Annotated in this window: 18 protein-coding genes; 4 read left to right on the top strand and 14 right to left on the bottom strand. The window is 70.9% G+C overall.

Annotated elements, in window-relative coordinates:
• Positions 1-76: 76 nt before the first annotated feature.
• The gene (locus N8K70_RS07205; protein WP_317140919.1) at positions 77-457 is read right to left on the bottom strand and encodes a Sec-independent protein translocase family protein; all 381 of its coding nucleotides are present in this window, start codon (positions 455-457) and stop codon (positions 77-79) included.
• A gap of 82 nt (positions 458-539) precedes the next feature.
• Between N8K70_RS07205 and N8K70_RS07200 the strand changes: the two genes are divergently transcribed.
• Positions 540-1,175, top strand: coding sequence for an O-methyltransferase (locus N8K70_RS07200; protein ID WP_317140918.1), 636 nt, complete (start codon positions 540-542; stop codon positions 1,173-1,175).
• Positions 1,176-1,233: 58 nt separating this feature from the next.
• On the opposite strand, the gene N8K70_RS07195 is transcribed toward N8K70_RS07200, so the two are convergent.
• The 3 genes from N8K70_RS07195 to dapE all read right to left on the bottom strand — a co-directional run bounded on the left by N8K70_RS07195 (position 1,234) and on the right by dapE (position 3,804).
• A complete protein-coding gene (locus N8K70_RS07195; RefSeq protein ID WP_317140917.1) occupies positions 1,234-1,407 on the bottom strand; it encodes a DUF3117 domain-containing protein in 174 nt (57 codons plus the stop codon).
• Between the two features lie 97 nt (positions 1,408-1,504).
• The gene (locus tag N8K70_RS07190; RefSeq protein WP_317140916.1) at positions 1,505-2,746 is read right to left on the bottom strand and encodes a hypothetical protein; all 1,242 of its coding nucleotides are present in this window, start codon (positions 2,744-2,746) and stop codon (positions 1,505-1,507) included.
• Positions 2,728-3,804, bottom strand: a complete 1,077-nt coding sequence (dapE, locus tag N8K70_RS07185) for a succinyl-diaminopimelate desuccinylase (protein ID WP_317140915.1) — start codon at positions 3,802-3,804, stop codon at positions 2,728-2,730. The genes N8K70_RS07190 and dapE overlap by 19 nt, the downstream gene beginning before the upstream one ends.
• A 59-nt stretch (positions 3,805-3,863) precedes the next feature.
• Between dapE and dapD the strand changes: the two genes are divergently transcribed.
• Positions 3,864-4,811, top strand: coding sequence for a 2,3,4,5-tetrahydropyridine-2,6-dicarboxylate N-succinyltransferase (dapD, locus tag N8K70_RS07180; protein WP_317140914.1), 948 nt, complete (start codon positions 3,864-3,866; stop codon positions 4,809-4,811).
• Positions 4,812-4,933: 122 nt separating this feature from the next.
• Here dapD and N8K70_RS07175 read toward each other — a convergent pair whose 3' ends face one another.
• The 6 genes from N8K70_RS07175 to N8K70_RS07150 all read right to left on the bottom strand — a co-directional run bounded on the left by N8K70_RS07175 (position 4,934) and on the right by N8K70_RS07150 (position 9,391).
• The gene (locus tag N8K70_RS07175) at positions 4,934-6,229 is read right to left on the bottom strand and encodes a citrate synthase (protein ID WP_317140913.1); all 1,296 of its coding nucleotides are present in this window, start codon (positions 6,227-6,229) and stop codon (positions 4,934-4,936) included.
• Between the two features lie 177 nt (positions 6,230-6,406).
• Complete coding sequence (gene dapC / locus N8K70_RS07170; protein ID WP_317140912.1) at positions 6,407-7,519, bottom strand: succinyldiaminopimelate transaminase; 1,113 nt, start codon at positions 7,517-7,519, stop codon at positions 6,407-6,409.
• A 3-nt stretch (positions 7,520-7,522) separates the two neighbouring features.
• Positions 7,523-7,843: a ferredoxin gene (fdxA, locus tag N8K70_RS07165; RefSeq protein ID WP_317140911.1), complete on the bottom strand. Its 321-nt coding sequence runs from the start codon at positions 7,841-7,843 to the stop codon at positions 7,523-7,525.
• 48 nt (positions 7,844-7,891) lie between these two features.
• Complete coding sequence (locus N8K70_RS07160; protein WP_317140910.1) at positions 7,892-8,314, bottom strand: histidinol dehydrogenase; 423 nt, start codon at positions 8,312-8,314, stop codon at positions 7,892-7,894.
• Positions 8,315-8,354: 40 nt separating this feature from the next.
• On the bottom strand, positions 8,355-8,669 hold the full coding sequence (locus N8K70_RS07155) for an AzlD domain-containing protein (protein WP_317140909.1): 315 nt from the start codon (positions 8,667-8,669) through the stop codon (positions 8,355-8,357).
• Entirely contained in the window at positions 8,666-9,391 is a 726-nt protein-coding gene (locus N8K70_RS07150; protein WP_317140908.1) for an AzlC family ABC transporter permease, read from the bottom strand. The genes N8K70_RS07155 and N8K70_RS07150 overlap by 4 nt, the downstream gene beginning before the upstream one ends.
• A gap of 119 nt (positions 9,392-9,510) precedes the next feature.
• Here N8K70_RS07150 and N8K70_RS07145 point away from each other — a divergent pair, with 119 nt between their 5' ends.
• Positions 9,511-10,059 carry a helix-turn-helix domain-containing protein gene (locus tag N8K70_RS07145; RefSeq protein ID WP_317140907.1) on the top strand — a complete coding sequence of 183 codons (549 nt, stop codon included), beginning with the start codon at positions 9,511-9,513 and terminating at the stop codon, positions 10,057-10,059.
• 15 nt (positions 10,060-10,074) lie between these two features.
• On the opposite strand, the gene typA is transcribed toward N8K70_RS07145, so the two are convergent.
• The 3 genes from typA to N8K70_RS07130 all read right to left on the bottom strand — a co-directional run bounded on the left by typA (position 10,075) and on the right by N8K70_RS07130 (position 14,394).
• The gene (typA, locus tag N8K70_RS07140; RefSeq protein ID WP_317140906.1) at positions 10,075-11,976 is read right to left on the bottom strand and encodes a translational GTPase TypA; all 1,902 of its coding nucleotides are present in this window, start codon (positions 11,974-11,976) and stop codon (positions 10,075-10,077) included.
• A gap of 101 nt (positions 11,977-12,077) precedes the next feature.
• Complete coding sequence (locus tag N8K70_RS07135) at positions 12,078-12,608, bottom strand: PH domain-containing protein (protein ID WP_317140905.1); 531 nt, start codon at positions 12,606-12,608, stop codon at positions 12,078-12,080.
• 52 nt (positions 12,609-12,660) lie between these two features.
• Positions 12,661-14,394, bottom strand: coding sequence for an ABC transporter ATP-binding protein (locus tag N8K70_RS07130; RefSeq protein ID WP_317140904.1), 1,734 nt, complete (start codon positions 14,392-14,394; stop codon positions 12,661-12,663).
• Positions 14,395-14,462: 68 nt separating this feature from the next.
• On the opposite strand from N8K70_RS07130, the gene N8K70_RS07125 reads away from it, so the two are divergent.
• Positions 14,463-15,053: a PH domain-containing protein gene (locus tag N8K70_RS07125; protein WP_317140903.1), complete on the top strand. Its 591-nt coding sequence runs from the start codon at positions 14,463-14,465 to the stop codon at positions 15,051-15,053.
• Positions 15,054-15,055: 2 nt separating this feature from the next.
• Here N8K70_RS07125 and N8K70_RS07120 read toward each other — a convergent pair whose 3' ends face one another.
• Positions 15,056-16,060, bottom strand: a complete 1,005-nt coding sequence (locus N8K70_RS07120) for an ABC transporter permease (RefSeq protein WP_394357812.1) — start codon at positions 16,058-16,060, stop codon at positions 15,056-15,058.
• Between the last annotated feature and the right edge of the window lie 28 nt (positions 16,061-16,088).

The following is a 16,088-nucleotide window of genomic DNA, read 5'->3' as shown; positions in this document are numbered from 1 at the left end:
GAGACGAGCACCGCGTCGAACGCCGCGCCCGGGCCGCAGGGCGCACCGAGCGGTCGGCCGCAGGAGCACAGCGGGGTCAGGTCGCCTCGGAGTCGAACGGCGGCGGCGCCTCGGCGGTGAAGGTCTCTCGCGTGAGCGGGGTCGTCCGCGGCTGGCGCACCGCCGCCTTCGGCGCGCTTCCCGCGGCGGCGGCGGCCGGCGCGTCGTCCAGGAGCGCCTCGCGGATGATGCGTCGAGGATCGTACTGACGCGGATCGAGCTTCTGCCAGTCGACGTCGTCGAAGTCCTCGCCCATCTCGTCCTTGACGCGCGTGCGCGCCCCCTGCAGCCAGTCCCGCGCCCGGCGGATGAGCACGGCGAGGTTCTCCGCATACCGCGGGAGCCGCTCGGGGCCGACGATGAGGGCTGCGATGAAGCCGATCAGCGCAATCTTCTCGATCGTCAGCCCGGAGAACATGATCTCAGGGTACCGGGCCGCGCCGCCCGGTCAGGGCGCCGACGGCACCGTAGGCTGAGGAGATCGTCAGGAGGATTGCCCTATGAGCGAACTGGATGCGGTCGCCCGCTTCGCCCGCGAGACGGTCGTCGAGCCCGACCACATCGCTCGCGCCCGTCAGAACGCGCTCGAGCTCGGCGCCGCGCCGATCAGCCCCGGGATCGGCGCGCAGTGCGCCGTCGTGACGGCGGCCACGGCGGCGCGCACGATCATCGAGATCGGCACCGGCGCCGGCGTCTCGGGGCTCTGGCTCCTGCACGGCGCGCCTCAGGCGGTGCTCACGACGATCGACAGCGAGCCGGAGCATCTCTCGGCGGCCCGCTCGGCGTTCCAGGCGGCGGGGGTCCCCCTTGCGCGCGCCCGCTACATCACGGGCCGCGCGGCCGAGGTCCTCCCGCGCATGAACGAGGGCGCATACGACATCGTGCTCATCGATGCGGATGCCGCGAACGTCATCGACTACGTCGAGCACGGGCTGCGTCTGGCGCGCCCCGGCGGCACGGTCCTCGTGCCGCGCGTGCTGCACGGCGGACGCGTCGCCGACCCGGTGCAGCGCGACGCGACGACCCGCAACTACCGCACGCTTTTGCAGGAGACGCAGGCCTCCGCCGCCGTCATCGCCGCGCTGTCGACGGTGAACGAGGGTCTCCTCCAGCTGACGGTCGTCCCCACGGCATGAGAAAGCGGATGGCCGGATCCCGAGGGTCCGGCCATCCGCCACGAGACGAACGCGAATGCTACGCGGCGCTCACGACGTTGCCCAGCACGCCGTGCAGCTCCCGGGCCTCTTCGTCATTGACGGATACGACGAGTCGCCCGCCACCTTCGAGCGGGACGCGCACGATGATGAGGCGCCCCTCCTTCACGGCCTCCATAGGTCCGTCTCCGGTTCTCGGCTTCATCGCTGCCATCGCGGCATCCTTTCCGTTGCGGTCAGAGCTCTAGTTTATCGGTCGCGTTGTCATCCGCTGTTGCACGGGCGTGTCAGATTTCCCCTCGTGACCGGATTCAGGGGATGAGCCAGAACGTGTTCCCGTGCCCGTACATGCCGAAGATCCACGCCCACTGCGCGACGAGGCAGGCCAGGAGGACGCAGGCGCGGTAACCGGGCCGGCGCGTCACCGCCAGTGCTCCCGCGAGCGGGGCGAGCGGAACGAGGAGGCGGAAGGTGCTCGACTGCGGGAAGAACACCGCCAGCAGGTAGACGAGGTAGCTCGCCGACCAGAGCCGGACCTCTCCGCCCAGTCGTCTCACGGAGGAGGCGAAGAGGAGCGCCGCGAACGTGCCGGCCACCCCCACGCCCAGAAGGGCGTAGCAGAGCCAGGCCGGGATCCCCCACACGCCGGCCCACACCCCCGCTGCCTGGATCCATCCCTCGAAGGGGACGAAGCCGCCGCCGTCGCCCGTCCACGAGCGGCGCCAGGCGAGCTCCGTCTCGAGGTACGCCTCGGGATCCCCCGTCACCGCGCCCGTGATCGCCTGCCACGCGAAGCCCACGGCCGTGGCGAGGGCGGCGACGGCCACGATGTGCACGATCTCGATGCGCGGAAGCGGAACGGTCCGCCGCCGCGTCAGGCGCCAGATCCCGTAGAGGCCGAGGAAGAGCGCGAAGGCGAGCACTCCGGGCCGGGTGAAGCCCATGAGCGGCACGAGCAGGTACAGGGCGCGCCACCGTCTGCGCATGACGCACAGCAGCGCCGTGAGGAGGAAGAGGAGGAACAGCGACTCCGCGTACCCCACCTGGAACAGCGCGGCGAGGGGCCCGCTCGCGAAGATCACGACGCCCCACTGCGCCCGGTCCTCGTCGAGGCGCTCGCGCAGCAGGCGGTGCAGGACGACGCACGCGGCCCAGCCGGCGACCAGCGAGACGAGGAGAGCGCCGATCCACCACGTCCCCGCGCCGAGCACGTTTCCGACGAGCTGCGAGAGGTATGCGTACACCGGCATGAATGCCCAGGCGTTCTGCTCGACGTCGCCGCCCTCCGACAGCGGCAGGTCGGCCGGATAGCCGTCGACGGCGACCGTCCAGTACCACTGGGCGTCCCATCCGAGGATGTAGTCGACGAGGCCGGGATCCGGCCCGAACCGGGACGACGCCGGCGACAGCTGGGCGCTCAGCAGCATGAGCGCCGTCGTCACGAGGCGCGCGGCGACGTAGATCGACGTGATGCGGACGACAGGGGGGAGCGCATCCCACCGGGCGCGCCAGCCCGTCGTCGCGGACGAAGCCGTCAGCCGGCCGTCAGCCATGCCCGCAGACCCCGCTCGACGTCCTCGATCTGCGCGACGGACACGCGCTCCTCGTCGTGGTGCGCGAGGCTCGGATCGCCGGGGCCGTAGTTCACGGCCGGCACGCCGAGCGCCGAGAAGCGCGCGACGTCCGTCCACCCGTACTTCGGCCGGGGCGTCGCGCCCACCGCGCGGACGAAGTCCTGCGCGATCGGCGCATCGAGCCCGGGCCGGGCGCCCTCGGCGAGGTCGGTCACCTCGACGTCGAAGCCCTCGAGCACCTCGCGGACGTGCGCGACCGCCTGCTCCCCCGACCTGCTGGGCGCGAAGCGGAAGTTCACCTCGACCTCGCACAGGTCGGGGATGACGTTCCCCGCGACGCCGCCCGAGATCCTCACGGCGTTCAGCCCTTCGCGGTAGGCGAGACCGTCGACGACGATCTCCCGCGGCTCGTACGCGGCGAGCCGCGCGAGGATCGGCGCCGCGGCGTGGATCGCGTTCTCGCCCATCCACGCCCGTGCCGAGTGGGACCGACGGCCCCGGGTGCGTGCCACGACGCGGAGCGTGCCGTTGCAGCCGCCCTCGACCTCTCCGTTCGAGGGCTCTCCCAGGATGGCGAGATCGCCGGCGAACAGATCGGGACGCGTCGCGGCGAGCCTCGTGAGGCCGCTCTTCGAGGCCTCGACCTCCTCGTGGTCGTACCAGATCCACGTGATGTCGACGACGGGGTCGGCGAGCTCGGCCGCGAGCCGGAGCTGCACGGCCGTGCCGCCCTTCATGTCGACGGTGCCGCGCCCCCAGATGAAGGGCTCGCCGTCGATCTCGACGTCGCGGGTCGGCACGTTGCCGTTGACGGGCACCGTGTCGATGTGACCGGCGATGACGACCCGCTGCGCACGCCCGAGCTGCGTGCGCGCGACGATCGTGTCGCCGTCGCGATGCACCTCGAGGTGCGCGAGCGCGCGGACGGCCTCGTCGATCGCGTCCGCGAGGACGCGCTCGTCGTCGGAGACGCTCGGGATGTCGCAGATCGCCCGGGTCAGATCGGCGGCGGACAGGGTGAGGTCGAGCGTCGGCATGGCCTCGAGTCTATCGAGCGCGGAGGAGACGCCCCGCGCTCCCGGATACCCTGGGAGGCATGAGCGATGAACGAACGGTCTGGGGCGTCGGCCTCGCGACGATCGCCGGCGACGGCACGGTACTGGACACCTGGTACGGAAGGCTCGGCACGGGCTCGCCCGCCGTTGCGGAGGCATCGGCGGCGGAGCTCGAGCGCGCCGCGGGCCCGGACGAGCGCCGCAACGTCACGGTCGAGGCCGTGCAGGTCGAGATCGACCTCGATGCGGCGCCCGCGTCGACCTCGGACGCCTATCTGCGTCTGCACGCGCTCTCGCACCGCCTCGTGAAGCCCAACGACCTCAACCTCGACGGCGTCTTCGCCCATCTGCCCAACGTCGCCTGGACGAACGCGGGGCCGGTCCATCCGGACGACCTCACCCGGCTGCGCCCCGTGCTCCAGCGTGCCGGGATCCAGGTGCAGTCCCTCGACAAGTTCCCGCGCCTCACGGACTACGTCCTCCCCCCCGGCGTGCGCGTCGCCGACGCGTCGCGCGTGCGGCTGGGCGCGTACCTGTCCCCCGGGACGACCGTCATGCACGAGGGCTTCGTCAACTTCAACGCGGGCACGCTCGGCGCGTCGATGGTCGAAGGCCGCGTCTCGCAGGGCGTCGTCGTCGGAGACGGCAGCGACATCGGCGGCGGCGCGTCGATCATGGGGACGCTCTCCGGAGGCGGCACCCACCGGGTGTCGATCGGCGAGAGGACGCTGCTCGGCGCCAACGCCGGCATCGGGATCTCCCTCGGCGACGACTGCGTCGTGGAGGCCGGTCTCTACATCACCGCCGGCACGAAGGTCGTCCTCCCCGACGAGCCCCCGACGGCGGACGGAACGCCGCAGATCGTGAAGGCCGCGTCGCTCCACGGCGCGAGCGGTCTGCTGTTCATCCGCAACTCCGTGACGGGCGCCATCCAGGCCCGGCGCCGCAGGGGCGTCGGCGTGACGCTCAACGCTGCGCTCCACGCCTGAGCCGCGCCTCGTCGATCGATGCGGCGAGAATCCATCCGCACCGCGACAATGCGCGTGGCGGATGGATTCTCGCCGGCCGGATGGATCCTCGCCGATTGCGCGGGCGGCGGGCGCGAGGCGACTCAGGCCGTCGGGTACTCCCGCTCCGGCGAGCCGGTGAAGAGCTGCTGCGGACGCCCGATCTTGGTCTGGGGATCGAGGTTGAGCTCGCGCCAGTGCGCCAGCCATCCGGGCAGGCGCCCGATCGCGAAGAGCACCGTGAACATCCGCGACGGGAAGCCCATCGCCTTGTAGATGACGCCGGTGTAGAAGTCGACGTTCGGATAGAGACGACGTTCCTTGAAGTAGTCGTCGCTCAGGGCGATCTCCTCGAGCTCCTTGGCGAGGTCGAGGAGCGGATCGGTGACGCCGAGCTCGCGGAGCACCTCGTCGGCCGACTCCTTGACGAGCTTGGCACGCGGATCGTAGTTCTTGTACACCCGGTGCCCGAAGCCCATGAGCTTCACGCCCTCCTCCTTGTTCTTCACCCGCTCGACGAAGCGCTGCACGCTCTGGCCGGAGTCGCGGATCTGGGCGAGCATCTTGAGGACGGCCTCGTTCGCGCCGCCGTGCAGCGGGCCCGAGAGGGCGTGGATGCCGGCGGAGACCGAGGCGAACTGGTCGGCTCCCGTCGAGCCGACCAGGCGCACCGTGGAGGTCGACGCATTCTGCTCGTGGTCCTCGTGCAGGATGAGGAGGCGCTCGAGGGCGCGCGACATGACCGGGTCGACGTCGTACGGCTCGCTCATCACGCCGAAGTTCAGGCGCAGGAAGTTGTCGACGAAGCTCAGGGAGTTGTCGGGGTAGAGGAACGCCTGGCCGATCGACTTCTTGTGGGCGTACGCCGCGATGACGGGCAGCTTCGCGAGGAGCCGGATGATGTTGAGCTCGACGTGCTCGGGGTTCGCCGGGTCGGACTGGTGCTCGTAGTACGTCGACAGCGCCGAGACGGCCGACGAGAGCACGGCCATCGGATGGGCGCCGTCGGGAAGGGCCGTGAAGAACTGCTTGAGGTCCTCGTGCAGGAGCGTGTGACGGCGGATGCGGTCGTCGAACCCGGCGAGCTCGTCCGCCGTCGGCAGCTCCCCGTAGATGAGCAGCCACGCCGTCTCGAGGAAGCTCGAGTTCTTCGCGAGCTGCTCGATCGGGTAGCCGCGGTAGCGCAGGATCCCCTGGTCGCCGTCGATGTAGGTGATCGCCGACGTCGTCGACGCCGTGTTCACGAAGCCGTAGTCGAGGGTGGTGTGCCCCGTCTCGCGCATGAGCGTCGAGATGTCGATGCTCGGGACGCCGCTGCTGCTCTGCAGAACGGGGAACTCCGCCGTCTTGTCACCGATCGTGAGGGTGGCCTTGTCGGCCGGGTTTCCCGCGTCGCTCACAGCGCCTCCTGGAGGATCGTCTTCGCGACGTCTTGGTCGCATGGAACTCTTGTGGCCGCCGATCGGCGGCCCGGCACACGATCGGATGAGTATGCGAACGCTGTGCCTCTACAGCCTAACGGTCGTGTCGCCTACCTGTGAAAACTCCCAAAGGCCGGGAGGAGTCGTGGAGGAAACCTACGAGCCCTGTCCGTTCAGGCGTTCGGCCGCGGCGGCGATGCGCTCGTCGCTCGCCGTGAGCGACAGCCGCACGTGCTGCGGGAAGCACGGACCGTAGAAGACGCCGGGACCGGCGAGGATGCCGAGATCGGCGAGCCTGCCCATCGACTCCCAGGCGTCGCGTCCCTCCGTCGCCCACAGGTACAGGCCCGCCTCGCTCCTGTCGATGCGGAATCCGGCGGCCTCCACCGCGGGGCGCAGCCGGTCGCGTCGTGCGCGGTAGAGCGCCTTCTGCGCCTCGACGTGCGCGTCGTCGCCGAGGGCCACGGCCATCGCATGCTGCACGGGCGCCGGGGGCATGAGACCGAGGTGCTTGCGGGCGGCGAGGAGGTCGCCCACGATGCGAGGGCATCCGGCCACGAAGGCCGCGCGATAGCCGGCGAGGTTGGACTGCTTGCTCAGCGAGTAGACGCTCAGGAGCCCGTCGCGGCTGCCGCCCGTGACGCGGGGATCGAGCACGGAGGGCACCGGCTCCTCCGCCCACGGGCCGTCCCACCCGAGCTCCGCATAGCACTCGTCGCTCGCGAGCACGGCGCCGAGCTCCCGCGCACGGCTCACCGCGACGGCGAGCTCGTCGACGGTCCAGGTGCGTCCGTCGGGGTTGCCGGGGGTGTTGATCCAGATGAGCCTGGCACCCTCGGGCCACTCGGACGGGTCGTCGGACGCCACGGGCGTCGCGTTCACGACCCGGGCCCCCACCTCGTAGGTCGGATACGCGGCACGGGGGTGCACGACGACGTCGCCCTCGCCGAGCCCGAGGAGGGTCGGGAGCAGCGCGACGAGCTCCTTGGACCCGATCGTCGGGAGGACCTCGTCGACGCTCAGGCCGGCGACGCCCCGGCGACGCGCGTACCAGTCCACGATCGCCTCGCGCAGCGCGGGCGTGCCGACGGTCTGCGGATAGGCGTGCGCGTCCGTCGACTCCGCGAGAGCCCGTCGCACGATCTCCGGGGTCGGGTCGACGGGCGAGCCGATAGACAGGTCGACGAGGCCCCCCGCGTGCGCCGCGGCGCGCTCCCGGTAAGGGGTGACGGTGTCCCAGGGGTAGTCGGCGAGGTCGCGGACGCTCATCGCCTACTCGCCCTGGGGTGGGAGGGCGGTGATGAGGGGGTGGTCCTTGGGGATGACGCCGGTCTTGGAGGCTCCCCCCGGGGAGCCGATGTCGTCGAAGAACTCCACGTTGGCCTTGTAGTAGTCCGCCCACTCCTCGGGCAGGTCGTCCTCGTAGTAGATCGCCTCGACCGGGCACACCGGCTCGCACGCCCCGCAGTCCACGCACTCGTCCGGGTGGATGTACAGGCTGCGCTCGCCCTCGTAGATGCAGTCGACAGGACACTCATCGATGCACGCGCGGTCCTTGACGTCCACGCAGGGAAGGGCGATCACATAAGTCACATCCGCAATCCTACGTGGGCTGAACCGCCCGCGCCCCGAAGGCGAGCCTTAGCGGGCGTCCTCCCAGGACGCGCCCCGGCCGGACTCGGACAGACGGCGCGACGTCGAGACGTCGGGCCACGCGACGGCGACGAGCACGAGCCCCGCGAGCAGATACGTCCAGACGTAGCCGAACGGGAAATCCCCTTCGGCGGGCACCGGCACCACGACGGAGCCGCCGGGCCCGCGACCGGAGTAGACGAGGAGGGCGGCGAGCATCCCGAGGCCCGCCGCGAGCGCCGACCACCGGTCGTCCGTCAGGAGGCGGAGGGACACGAGCAGGCCCGCGCACCCCGCCGTCGCGAGGACCAGGCCGACGGGGAGCACTCCCCACGTGAACGCGTGGGCGATGGTCCCCGCGACGCCGAAGACCCCGCCCGCGACGAAGGCGACGAGCCACGTGAGCAGGGGCGCGAGCCAGGCGTTCCTCATCCCCGCAGGCTATCGCCGTCGGCTGGGAGCGCACGCGGCGTCATGCGGCCCCGCCGAGGAGGCGGAGCAGCGCCGCGACGGCTGCCGCCGCGACGACGACCGCGAGGAACGACGCGCGGAACCGGAGCAGGACGACGGCGACCGCCACGGCGGGCATACGCGCGTCGATCAGGACGGCCTGCCCCGACGCCGCCGTCTGCGTCGCGACGAGCGCGCCGAGCAGCGCGACGGTCAACAGGTCGGCGATGCGCGCGGCGCGCGGCGGCTCGAACCACCGCGCCGGGATGAGGTACCCGACGGTCTTGAGGAGGACGCACAGGACGGCGGCGAGCAGGATCGGGGTCCACAGCGTCATCTCCGTCCGCCTCCGTCGTGCTCCCGCCGCCCGAGCCAGTCGGTCCACCCCACGGCGACCGCGACGAGCGCGGCGACGAGCACGGGGAGCCCCGGCGGCAGGGCGGGCGTGAGCGCCACCGCGATGACGGCCGCCGCGACGCCGACCGCGACGGCCTGCCGGCTGCGCAGTCGCGGCCAGAGGAGCGCGAGCATGGCTGCGGCCGCCGCCGCGTCAAGCCCGTACGCACGGACGTCCCCCATGACGTCTCCGAGCAGTGCGCCCACGAGCGTCGTGAGGTTCCACGTGACGTAGATCCCCACGCCCGTCACCCAGAAGCCGACCCGTCGCGACCGTTCGTCGTCCTGGGCGAGAGCGACCGCCGTCGACTCGTCGATCGTGAACGGCGCCGCGAGCATCCGCCGCCACCACGGCCCGCCGACGATCGGGCTCATCCGCACGGCGTAGGCGGCGTTGCGCAGCCCCAGCAGCGCGGCCAAGGCGATCGCCGACGGAGCCGCCGCCGGCCCGCCCGACGCGATCACGCCCACGAAGGCGAACTGCGATCCGCCCGTGAACATGAGGAGGCTCATGACGCAGGCCTGCCACACGTCCAGCCCGGCCGCGACGGCGAGGGCACCGAACGAGACGCCGTAGAGGCCCGTGGCCGACGCCACCGCGACGCCCTGCCGCCACGCGCGGCGGACCTCGGCGGATGCACCGCTTGCGGAGTGCGCGGTCACCCGGGCGTCCCCGTGGATTCGCCGACATCGCACGTTCGCTCAGGTGAACACATGCACATTATTCTGAACGCATGACAAAGGGTTCGTCAAGGCGAACAGTCGTTTGCCATACTGAACACATGGAAGACCTGCGCACCCGCATCGCACGAACCCTGCGCCGGGAACGAGAGACGGCGGGGATGAGCGTCTCCGAGCTCGCCCGACGGGCCGGCATCTCGAAGGCCACCGTGTCGCAGCTCGAGGGAGGCTCCGGCAACCCGAGCGTCGAGACGCTGTGGGCGCTCGGCGACGCGTTGGGCGTCCCCTTCGCCGTGCTGGTCGACCAGCGGGCGGCCCCGCCGCACCTCGTCAGAGCGAGCGGGATCCCGGGCGTCCCGTCGGAATCCGCCCCCTACGTCGCGACGCTGCTGGCGGCGAGCCCGCCCCACGCGCGACGCGACATCTACCTCATCCAGGCCGAGCCCGGGCGGCCGCGCGACTCCGAGCCGCACCTCCGGGGCACGACGGAGCACGTGGTCCTCATCAGCGGCGAGGCGCTCGTCGGCCCCGCCGACGCGCCGGTCAGGCTCACACCCGGCGACTACCTGTCCTACCCGGGAGACGAGGCCCACGTGTTCGAGGCGGCGCTCCCGGGGACCTCGGCCGTCCTCGTGTCCGAGCTGAGGTGAGCGCGCTCCGGCGTCTCAGCCCTGGCGCTTGAGACGCGAGGCGGCGCGGCCGCGCTCGGTGGCGTCGAGGACGACCTTGCGGATGCGCACCTTCTCGGGCGTCACCTCCACGCACTCGTCCTCGCGCGCGAACTCGAGCGACTCCTCGAGGGAGAGCTGACGCGGCGGCGTCATGGACTCGAACGTGTCGGCCGTGGAGGAGCGCATGTTCGTGAGCTTCTTCTCCTTGGTGATGTTCACGTCCATGTCGTCGCTGCGCGAGTTCTCGCCGATGACCATGCCCTCGTAGACCTCTTCGGTCGGCTGCACGAAGAACGTCATCCGCTCCTGCAGGGCGATGATCGCGAACGGCGTCACCACGCCGGAGCGGTCCGCGACGATCGAGCCGTTCTGGCGCGTCACGATCTGGCCTGCCCAGGGCTCGTAGCCGTGGGAGATGGCGTTGGCGATGCCCGTGCCGCGCGTCGTCGTGAGGAACTCCGTGCGGAACCCGATGAGGCCGCGGGAGGGGACGATGAACTCCATCCGAACCCATCCGGTGCCGTGGTTCGTCATGTTCTCCATGCGTCCCTTGCGGGCGGCGAGGAGCTGCGTGATCGCGCCGAGGTGCTCCTCGGGGGCGTCGATCGTGAGGTGCTCGAACGGCTCGTACGTCTTGCCGTCGACCTTCTTCGTGACCACCTGGGGCTTGCCGACGGTCAGCTCGAAGCCCTCGCGGCGCATGTTCTCGACGAGGATGGCGAGGGCGAGCTCACCGCGGCCCTGCACCTCCCACGCGTCGGGCTTTCCGATGTCGACGACCTTGAGCGAGACGTTGCCGATGAGCTCGCGATCGAGGCGGTCCTTCACCATGCGCGCCGTGAGCTTGTGTCCCTTGACCTTGCCCACGAGCGGCGAGGTGTTCGTGCCGATCGTCATGGAGATCGCCGGGTCGTCGACCGTGATGGCCGGCAGCGGGCGCACGTCCTCGGGGTCGGCGATCGTCTCGCCGATCGTGATGTCCTCGAAGCCCGCGATCGCGACGATGTCGCCGGGGCCGGCCGACTCCGCAGGGTAGCGCTCGAGCGCGCGGGTCTTCAGCAGCTCCGTGATGCGGGCGTTGCTCGTCGAGCCGTCGGCTCGCACCCAGGCGACCGTCTGGCCCTTCTTGAGCGTTCCGTTGAAGACGCGCAGCAGGGCGAGGCGCCCGAGGAACGGCGACGAGTCGAGGTTCGTGACCCACGCCTGCAGGGGGGCCTCATCGTCGTAGGACGGAGCGGGGACGTGCTGGAGGATGGCCTCGAAGAGCGGCTCGAGGTCGTCGTTGTCGGGGAGCGATCCGTCGGCCGGGCGGGTGCGCGAGGCGGCGCCGGCACGACCCGAGGCGTAGACGACGGGGACGTCGAGCAGCGCGTCGACGTCGAGGTCGGGCACGTCGTCCTGCAGGTCGCTCGCGAGGCCGAGCAGCAGGTCCTGGCTCTCCTCCTCGACCTCCGCGATGCGGGCGTCGGGGCGGTCGGTCTTGTTCACGAGGAGGATGACCGGCAGCTTGGCCTCGAGCGCCTTGCGCAGCACGAAGCGCGTCTGGGGCAACGGGCCCTCCGACGCGTCGACGAGGAGCACGACGCCGTCCACCATCGACAGGCCGCGCTCGACCTCGCCGCCGAAGTCGGCGTGGCCCGGGGTGTCGATCACGTTGATCGTGACGGGCACGTCCGTGTGCGCGCCGTTGTAGGTGATCGCCGTGTTCTTGGCGAGGATCGTGATGCCCTTCTCGCGCTCGAGGTCGTTCGAGTCCATCGCGCGCTCCTCGACGTGCGCGTGCTCGCCGAACGAGCCCGTCTGGCGCAGCATGGCGTCCACGAGGGTGGTCTTCCCGTGGTCGACGTGCGCGACGATCGCGACGTTGCGGAGGTCGGAACGATGGGCGAGCGCCATGAAGGGATCCTTCTGAGATGGGGGGCCGCCCCGGAACCGGGGCAGTCCATTCTACAGGACGAGGCCGCGCACGCCCTTCAGGGGCCGTTTCGCCCGCATTGTCAGCCGGCGAGCGCGACGGCGGCGGCAGCCCACGCCAGGAGGGCGAGGAGCGAGGCGAGGGCCGGGACATCCCAGCTCTGCCGCGCCTCTCCCCCGACGGACGGCAGCGCGTTCTCCCGGAGCTCCCGCAGGATCTCTGTCTCCCGCTCGGCCGGCTGGTCGTGCGAGCGGCGGTTCGGGCGCTTCGCGGCGACCGCCCACGCCTGGATCTCGCGACCGTCGGCGAGACGGAACGCCACCTGCCACCGCAGCGTGATCTCCCTCACGGCGTCCCAGGGGATCTCCGTCGTCCTCAGCGGGTTCCGCACCCGCACGCCCTGGCGATCCGCCGTGACATGGGGGGCGTACAGGAAGACCCATACGAACCACACCGGCAGGAGCAGCCACGGCGCGATGAGCAGCGCCTGGTACGCGCCGCCCCGGACCACGACGTCGCCGAGGAGGAACAGCACGACCGCCGCTGTGAGGACGAGCCAGACGATCCCCGCGTTCCCGCGGATCGTCCGGCTCGTCGCATCCGGGCGACTCATCAGTCGGCGAGCTCGACCGTCTGGCCGGGGATGGCGTCGCCCGGGCATCGTGTCATGAGGCGTCCTCCTGCACGGCGCGGCGAAGCTCACGGCGCTTCCGCTGCTCCTCCGGGTCCGGCACGGGGATGGCGGCGATGAGGCGCTGGGTGTAGGGATCCTGCGGAGCGCGAAGGATCCGGTCGCGGGTTCCCTGCTCGGCGATGACACCGTGGTTGAGCACCGCGATGCGGTCCGCCATGATGTCGACGACGGCGAGGTCGTGGCTGATGAAGAGGCAGGCGAAGCCGTGCTCTGCCTGCAACGCCTTCAGCAGCTCCAGCACGGTCGCCTGCACCGACACGTCGAGCGCGCTCGTCGGCTCGTCCGCCACGAGCAGCTGGGGCTTCAGCGAGAGGGCACGGGCGATGCCGATCCGCTGCTTCTGCCCGCCCGAGAGCTCGTGCGGGTAACGGTTCCGGTACGACCGCGGAAGGCGGACGGAGTCGAGCAGCTCCTCGACCCTGCGGTCGAGCGCGGCGCCCTTCGCCTCGCCCGCCAGCAGAAGCGGCTCGCCGATGCTCTCGCCGATCGGCAGACGCGGGTTGAGCGAGGACGACGGGTCCTGGAAGACGATGCCCACCTTGCGGCGGAGCGAGCGGATCGAGGCGCGGTCGTACGCGCTGATGTCCGTTCCCGCGACGACGAGCCGGCCGGAAGCGATCTGCTGGAGCCCGATCGCCGCGCGCCCGATCGTCGACTTCCCCGAGCCCGATTCGCCCACCAGGCCCAGAACCTCGCCGTCGCCGATCTGCAGGGACACGCCGTCGACGGCGCGGAACGCCCCGAGCTTCCCTCGCCGGCCGTACTCGATCACGACGTCCTCCAGCAGGAGGACGGGATCGCGCACCTCCTCGACCTCGGCGGCGTCCGGCGCGGGCTCCGTTCCCACCGTCTCCGCCAGACCGGCGACGACGTCGATGTGCTCCGCATCGGTTCCCGCACCCTCGCCGAGCCGGGGGACGGCATCGAGCAGCACCTTCGTGTACGGGTGCTGCGGCTCGTTCAGCACCTGCGAGACCGGTCCCTGCTCGACGATCTCACCGAGCTTCATGACGACGATCCAGTCGGCGAGGTCGGCGACGACGCCCATGTCGTGGGTGATGAGGAGGATGGCCGAGTCGAAGCGGTCCTTGAGGTCGCGGATGAGCTCGAGGATCTCCGCCTGAACCGTCACGTCGAGAGCTGTCGTCGGCTCGTCCGCGATGAGGAGAGCGGGATCGTTGCAGAGCGCCTGCGCGATCATCGCGCGCTGACGCTGACCGCCCGAGAGCTGGTGCGGATAGGAGTCGAAGGCCTTCTGCGGATCGGGGAGGCCGACGAGCCCGAGAAGCTCGAGAGCACGATCCCGGGCGTCGGACGGTGCGATGGTGCGGTGCACCCGGATGGCCTCGATGATCTGCGAGCCGACCGTGAAGACGGGGTTGAGCGCCGTCATCGGCTCCTGGAAGATCGCCGCGGCTTCCTTTCCGCGCACGGAGCGGAGCTCCCGCGGGGAGAGGCCGTTGATCTCGCGCCCCTGGAGCTTGATGCTCCCCGTGACGCGGCTGTTCTTCGGGAGAAGGTCGAGGACGGCCATCGAGCTGACGCTCTTGCCCGAGCCCGACTCCCCCACCACGGCCACGACCTGGCCGGGGAGGATCCGGTAGCTGAGCTTCTTCGCGGCCGGGACCCAGTAGCCGTCGACGGCGAAGTCGACGCTGAGATCGGTCAGCTCCAGCGTCGGCACGGCTGCGGTGGTGTCGGTCATCGTTGCTGTCCTCCGGCCGGGATGGCCCGGCTTTGTCCGTGCGGGCGATGTGCTGGGATCATGGGCTCATGCCCGTCGTGTTCCGTCCCCGCCTGAACCGTGTCATGAGCGTGCTGATCTGGGCGGTGTCGGGCGCCGTCATGGTGGTCGGCGTGGTCCGGGGCGGACCGCAGACGCTGCCCGTTCTCCTGCCCTGGGCCGCTCTCGCGGCGGTGACGTGGGCCGTTCTGTGGCAGCCCCATGTGCGCCTCGACGACGAGGAGGTGCGTCTCGTGAACGTCTTGCGCACCGTGGACGTTCCGTGGCCCGCGCTCGTGCACGTCGACACGAAGTACGCCCTCACCCTGCACGTGCCCGGTCGCGCGTTCTCGGCCACCGCCGCTCCGGCGCCGGGCCGCATGGGCGCCGCATCGGCCCGGCGCGCCGAGCGCCGCAGCAGCGGATACGACGGCCGCGGGCTGCGCCCCGGCGACCTGCTGGGAACGGACTCGGGCCAGGCGGCGACCCTCGTGCGCGAGCGGTGGCAGCGTCTCTTGGACGCGGGCGCGATCGAGACCGGGACCGCCGAGACGTACGACGTGCGTCCGCGCTGGAATGTGCCGGCGGTCGTGGCGATCGCCGCGGCGGTCGTCCTTCTGCTGCTCGGCTGGACGGGCTGACCTCACGAGTCGCGTTCCTTCGTCCGGCGCACCGAGAAGCGCTTCTGACGGGGATCGAACGCGTCGCGCAGCCCGTCGCCGACGAAATTGACGAGCAGGGCCAGCAGCACGATGAAGGTCGCCGGGTACCAGAAGAGCCACGGCCGTGTCGCGAACGCCGACTGGTTGTCGGAGATGAGCCGTCCGAGAGAGACCTCGGGGGGTCGGATGCCGTATCCCAGGTAGCTCAGGGCGGTCTCCAGCAGGATGGCGCTGGCGGCGAGAAGCGTCGCGCTCACGATCACGACGCCGACGGCGTTGGGCAGGATGTGCTTGAAGATGATGCGCGCATCGCTCGCACCGGCCACCCGCGCCGCCTCGACGAACTCGCGCTCGCGCAGGCTGAGGAACTCCGCCCGCACGAGTCGCGCGATGGTCATCCAGGAGAAGAACGCGAGGGTCACCGAGAGCACCCACACGCCCAGTCCTCCCGCGCTCCGCCCGACGACCGCGCCGATCACGAGCGCGGGGATCACGATGAAGACGTCCGTGACACGCATGAGGACGGCGTCGACCCAGCCGCGGAAGTAGCCGGCGATCGCGCCGATCACCGTCCCCACGATGGTGCCGAGTCCGCCGATCACGATCATCACGACCACGGAGTTCTGGATGCCGCGCATCGTCATCGCGAAGTAGTCCACCCCGATGCGGCTCTGTCCGAAGGGATGCTCACCGAGACGGATGCCCTCCCCGCCGAGCCACTGGGGGATGAGCGAGAGCGTGGACGCTCCCCCGTCGACGAGCGTCGACGTGGAGGAGTAGTTGCGGTGCCACCAGCCGGGGATCGGCCCGAGGCCGATCGCGGAGATGGAGAAGAGCAGCACAGCCACGTAGAGCACGAGCGAGACGACGGCGAGCCTGTTGCCGAGAAAGCGCTTGAGGATCAGGCGCCCCTGGCTCAGCCCCACGGTCTCCTCCGGCGCCTTCGGCGCCGCGGATCCGCTGGGATCGATCATCATCTGGGTCATCGTTGCATTCCCTCCATGGGATGAACCC

It is taken from the genome of Microbacterium sp. AB (assembly GCF_032878875.1).
Lineage (GTDB): Bacteria > Actinomycetota > Actinomycetes > Actinomycetales > Microbacteriaceae > Microbacterium > Microbacterium betulae.
This window is presented reverse-complemented; position numbering and strand designations above follow the sequence as displayed.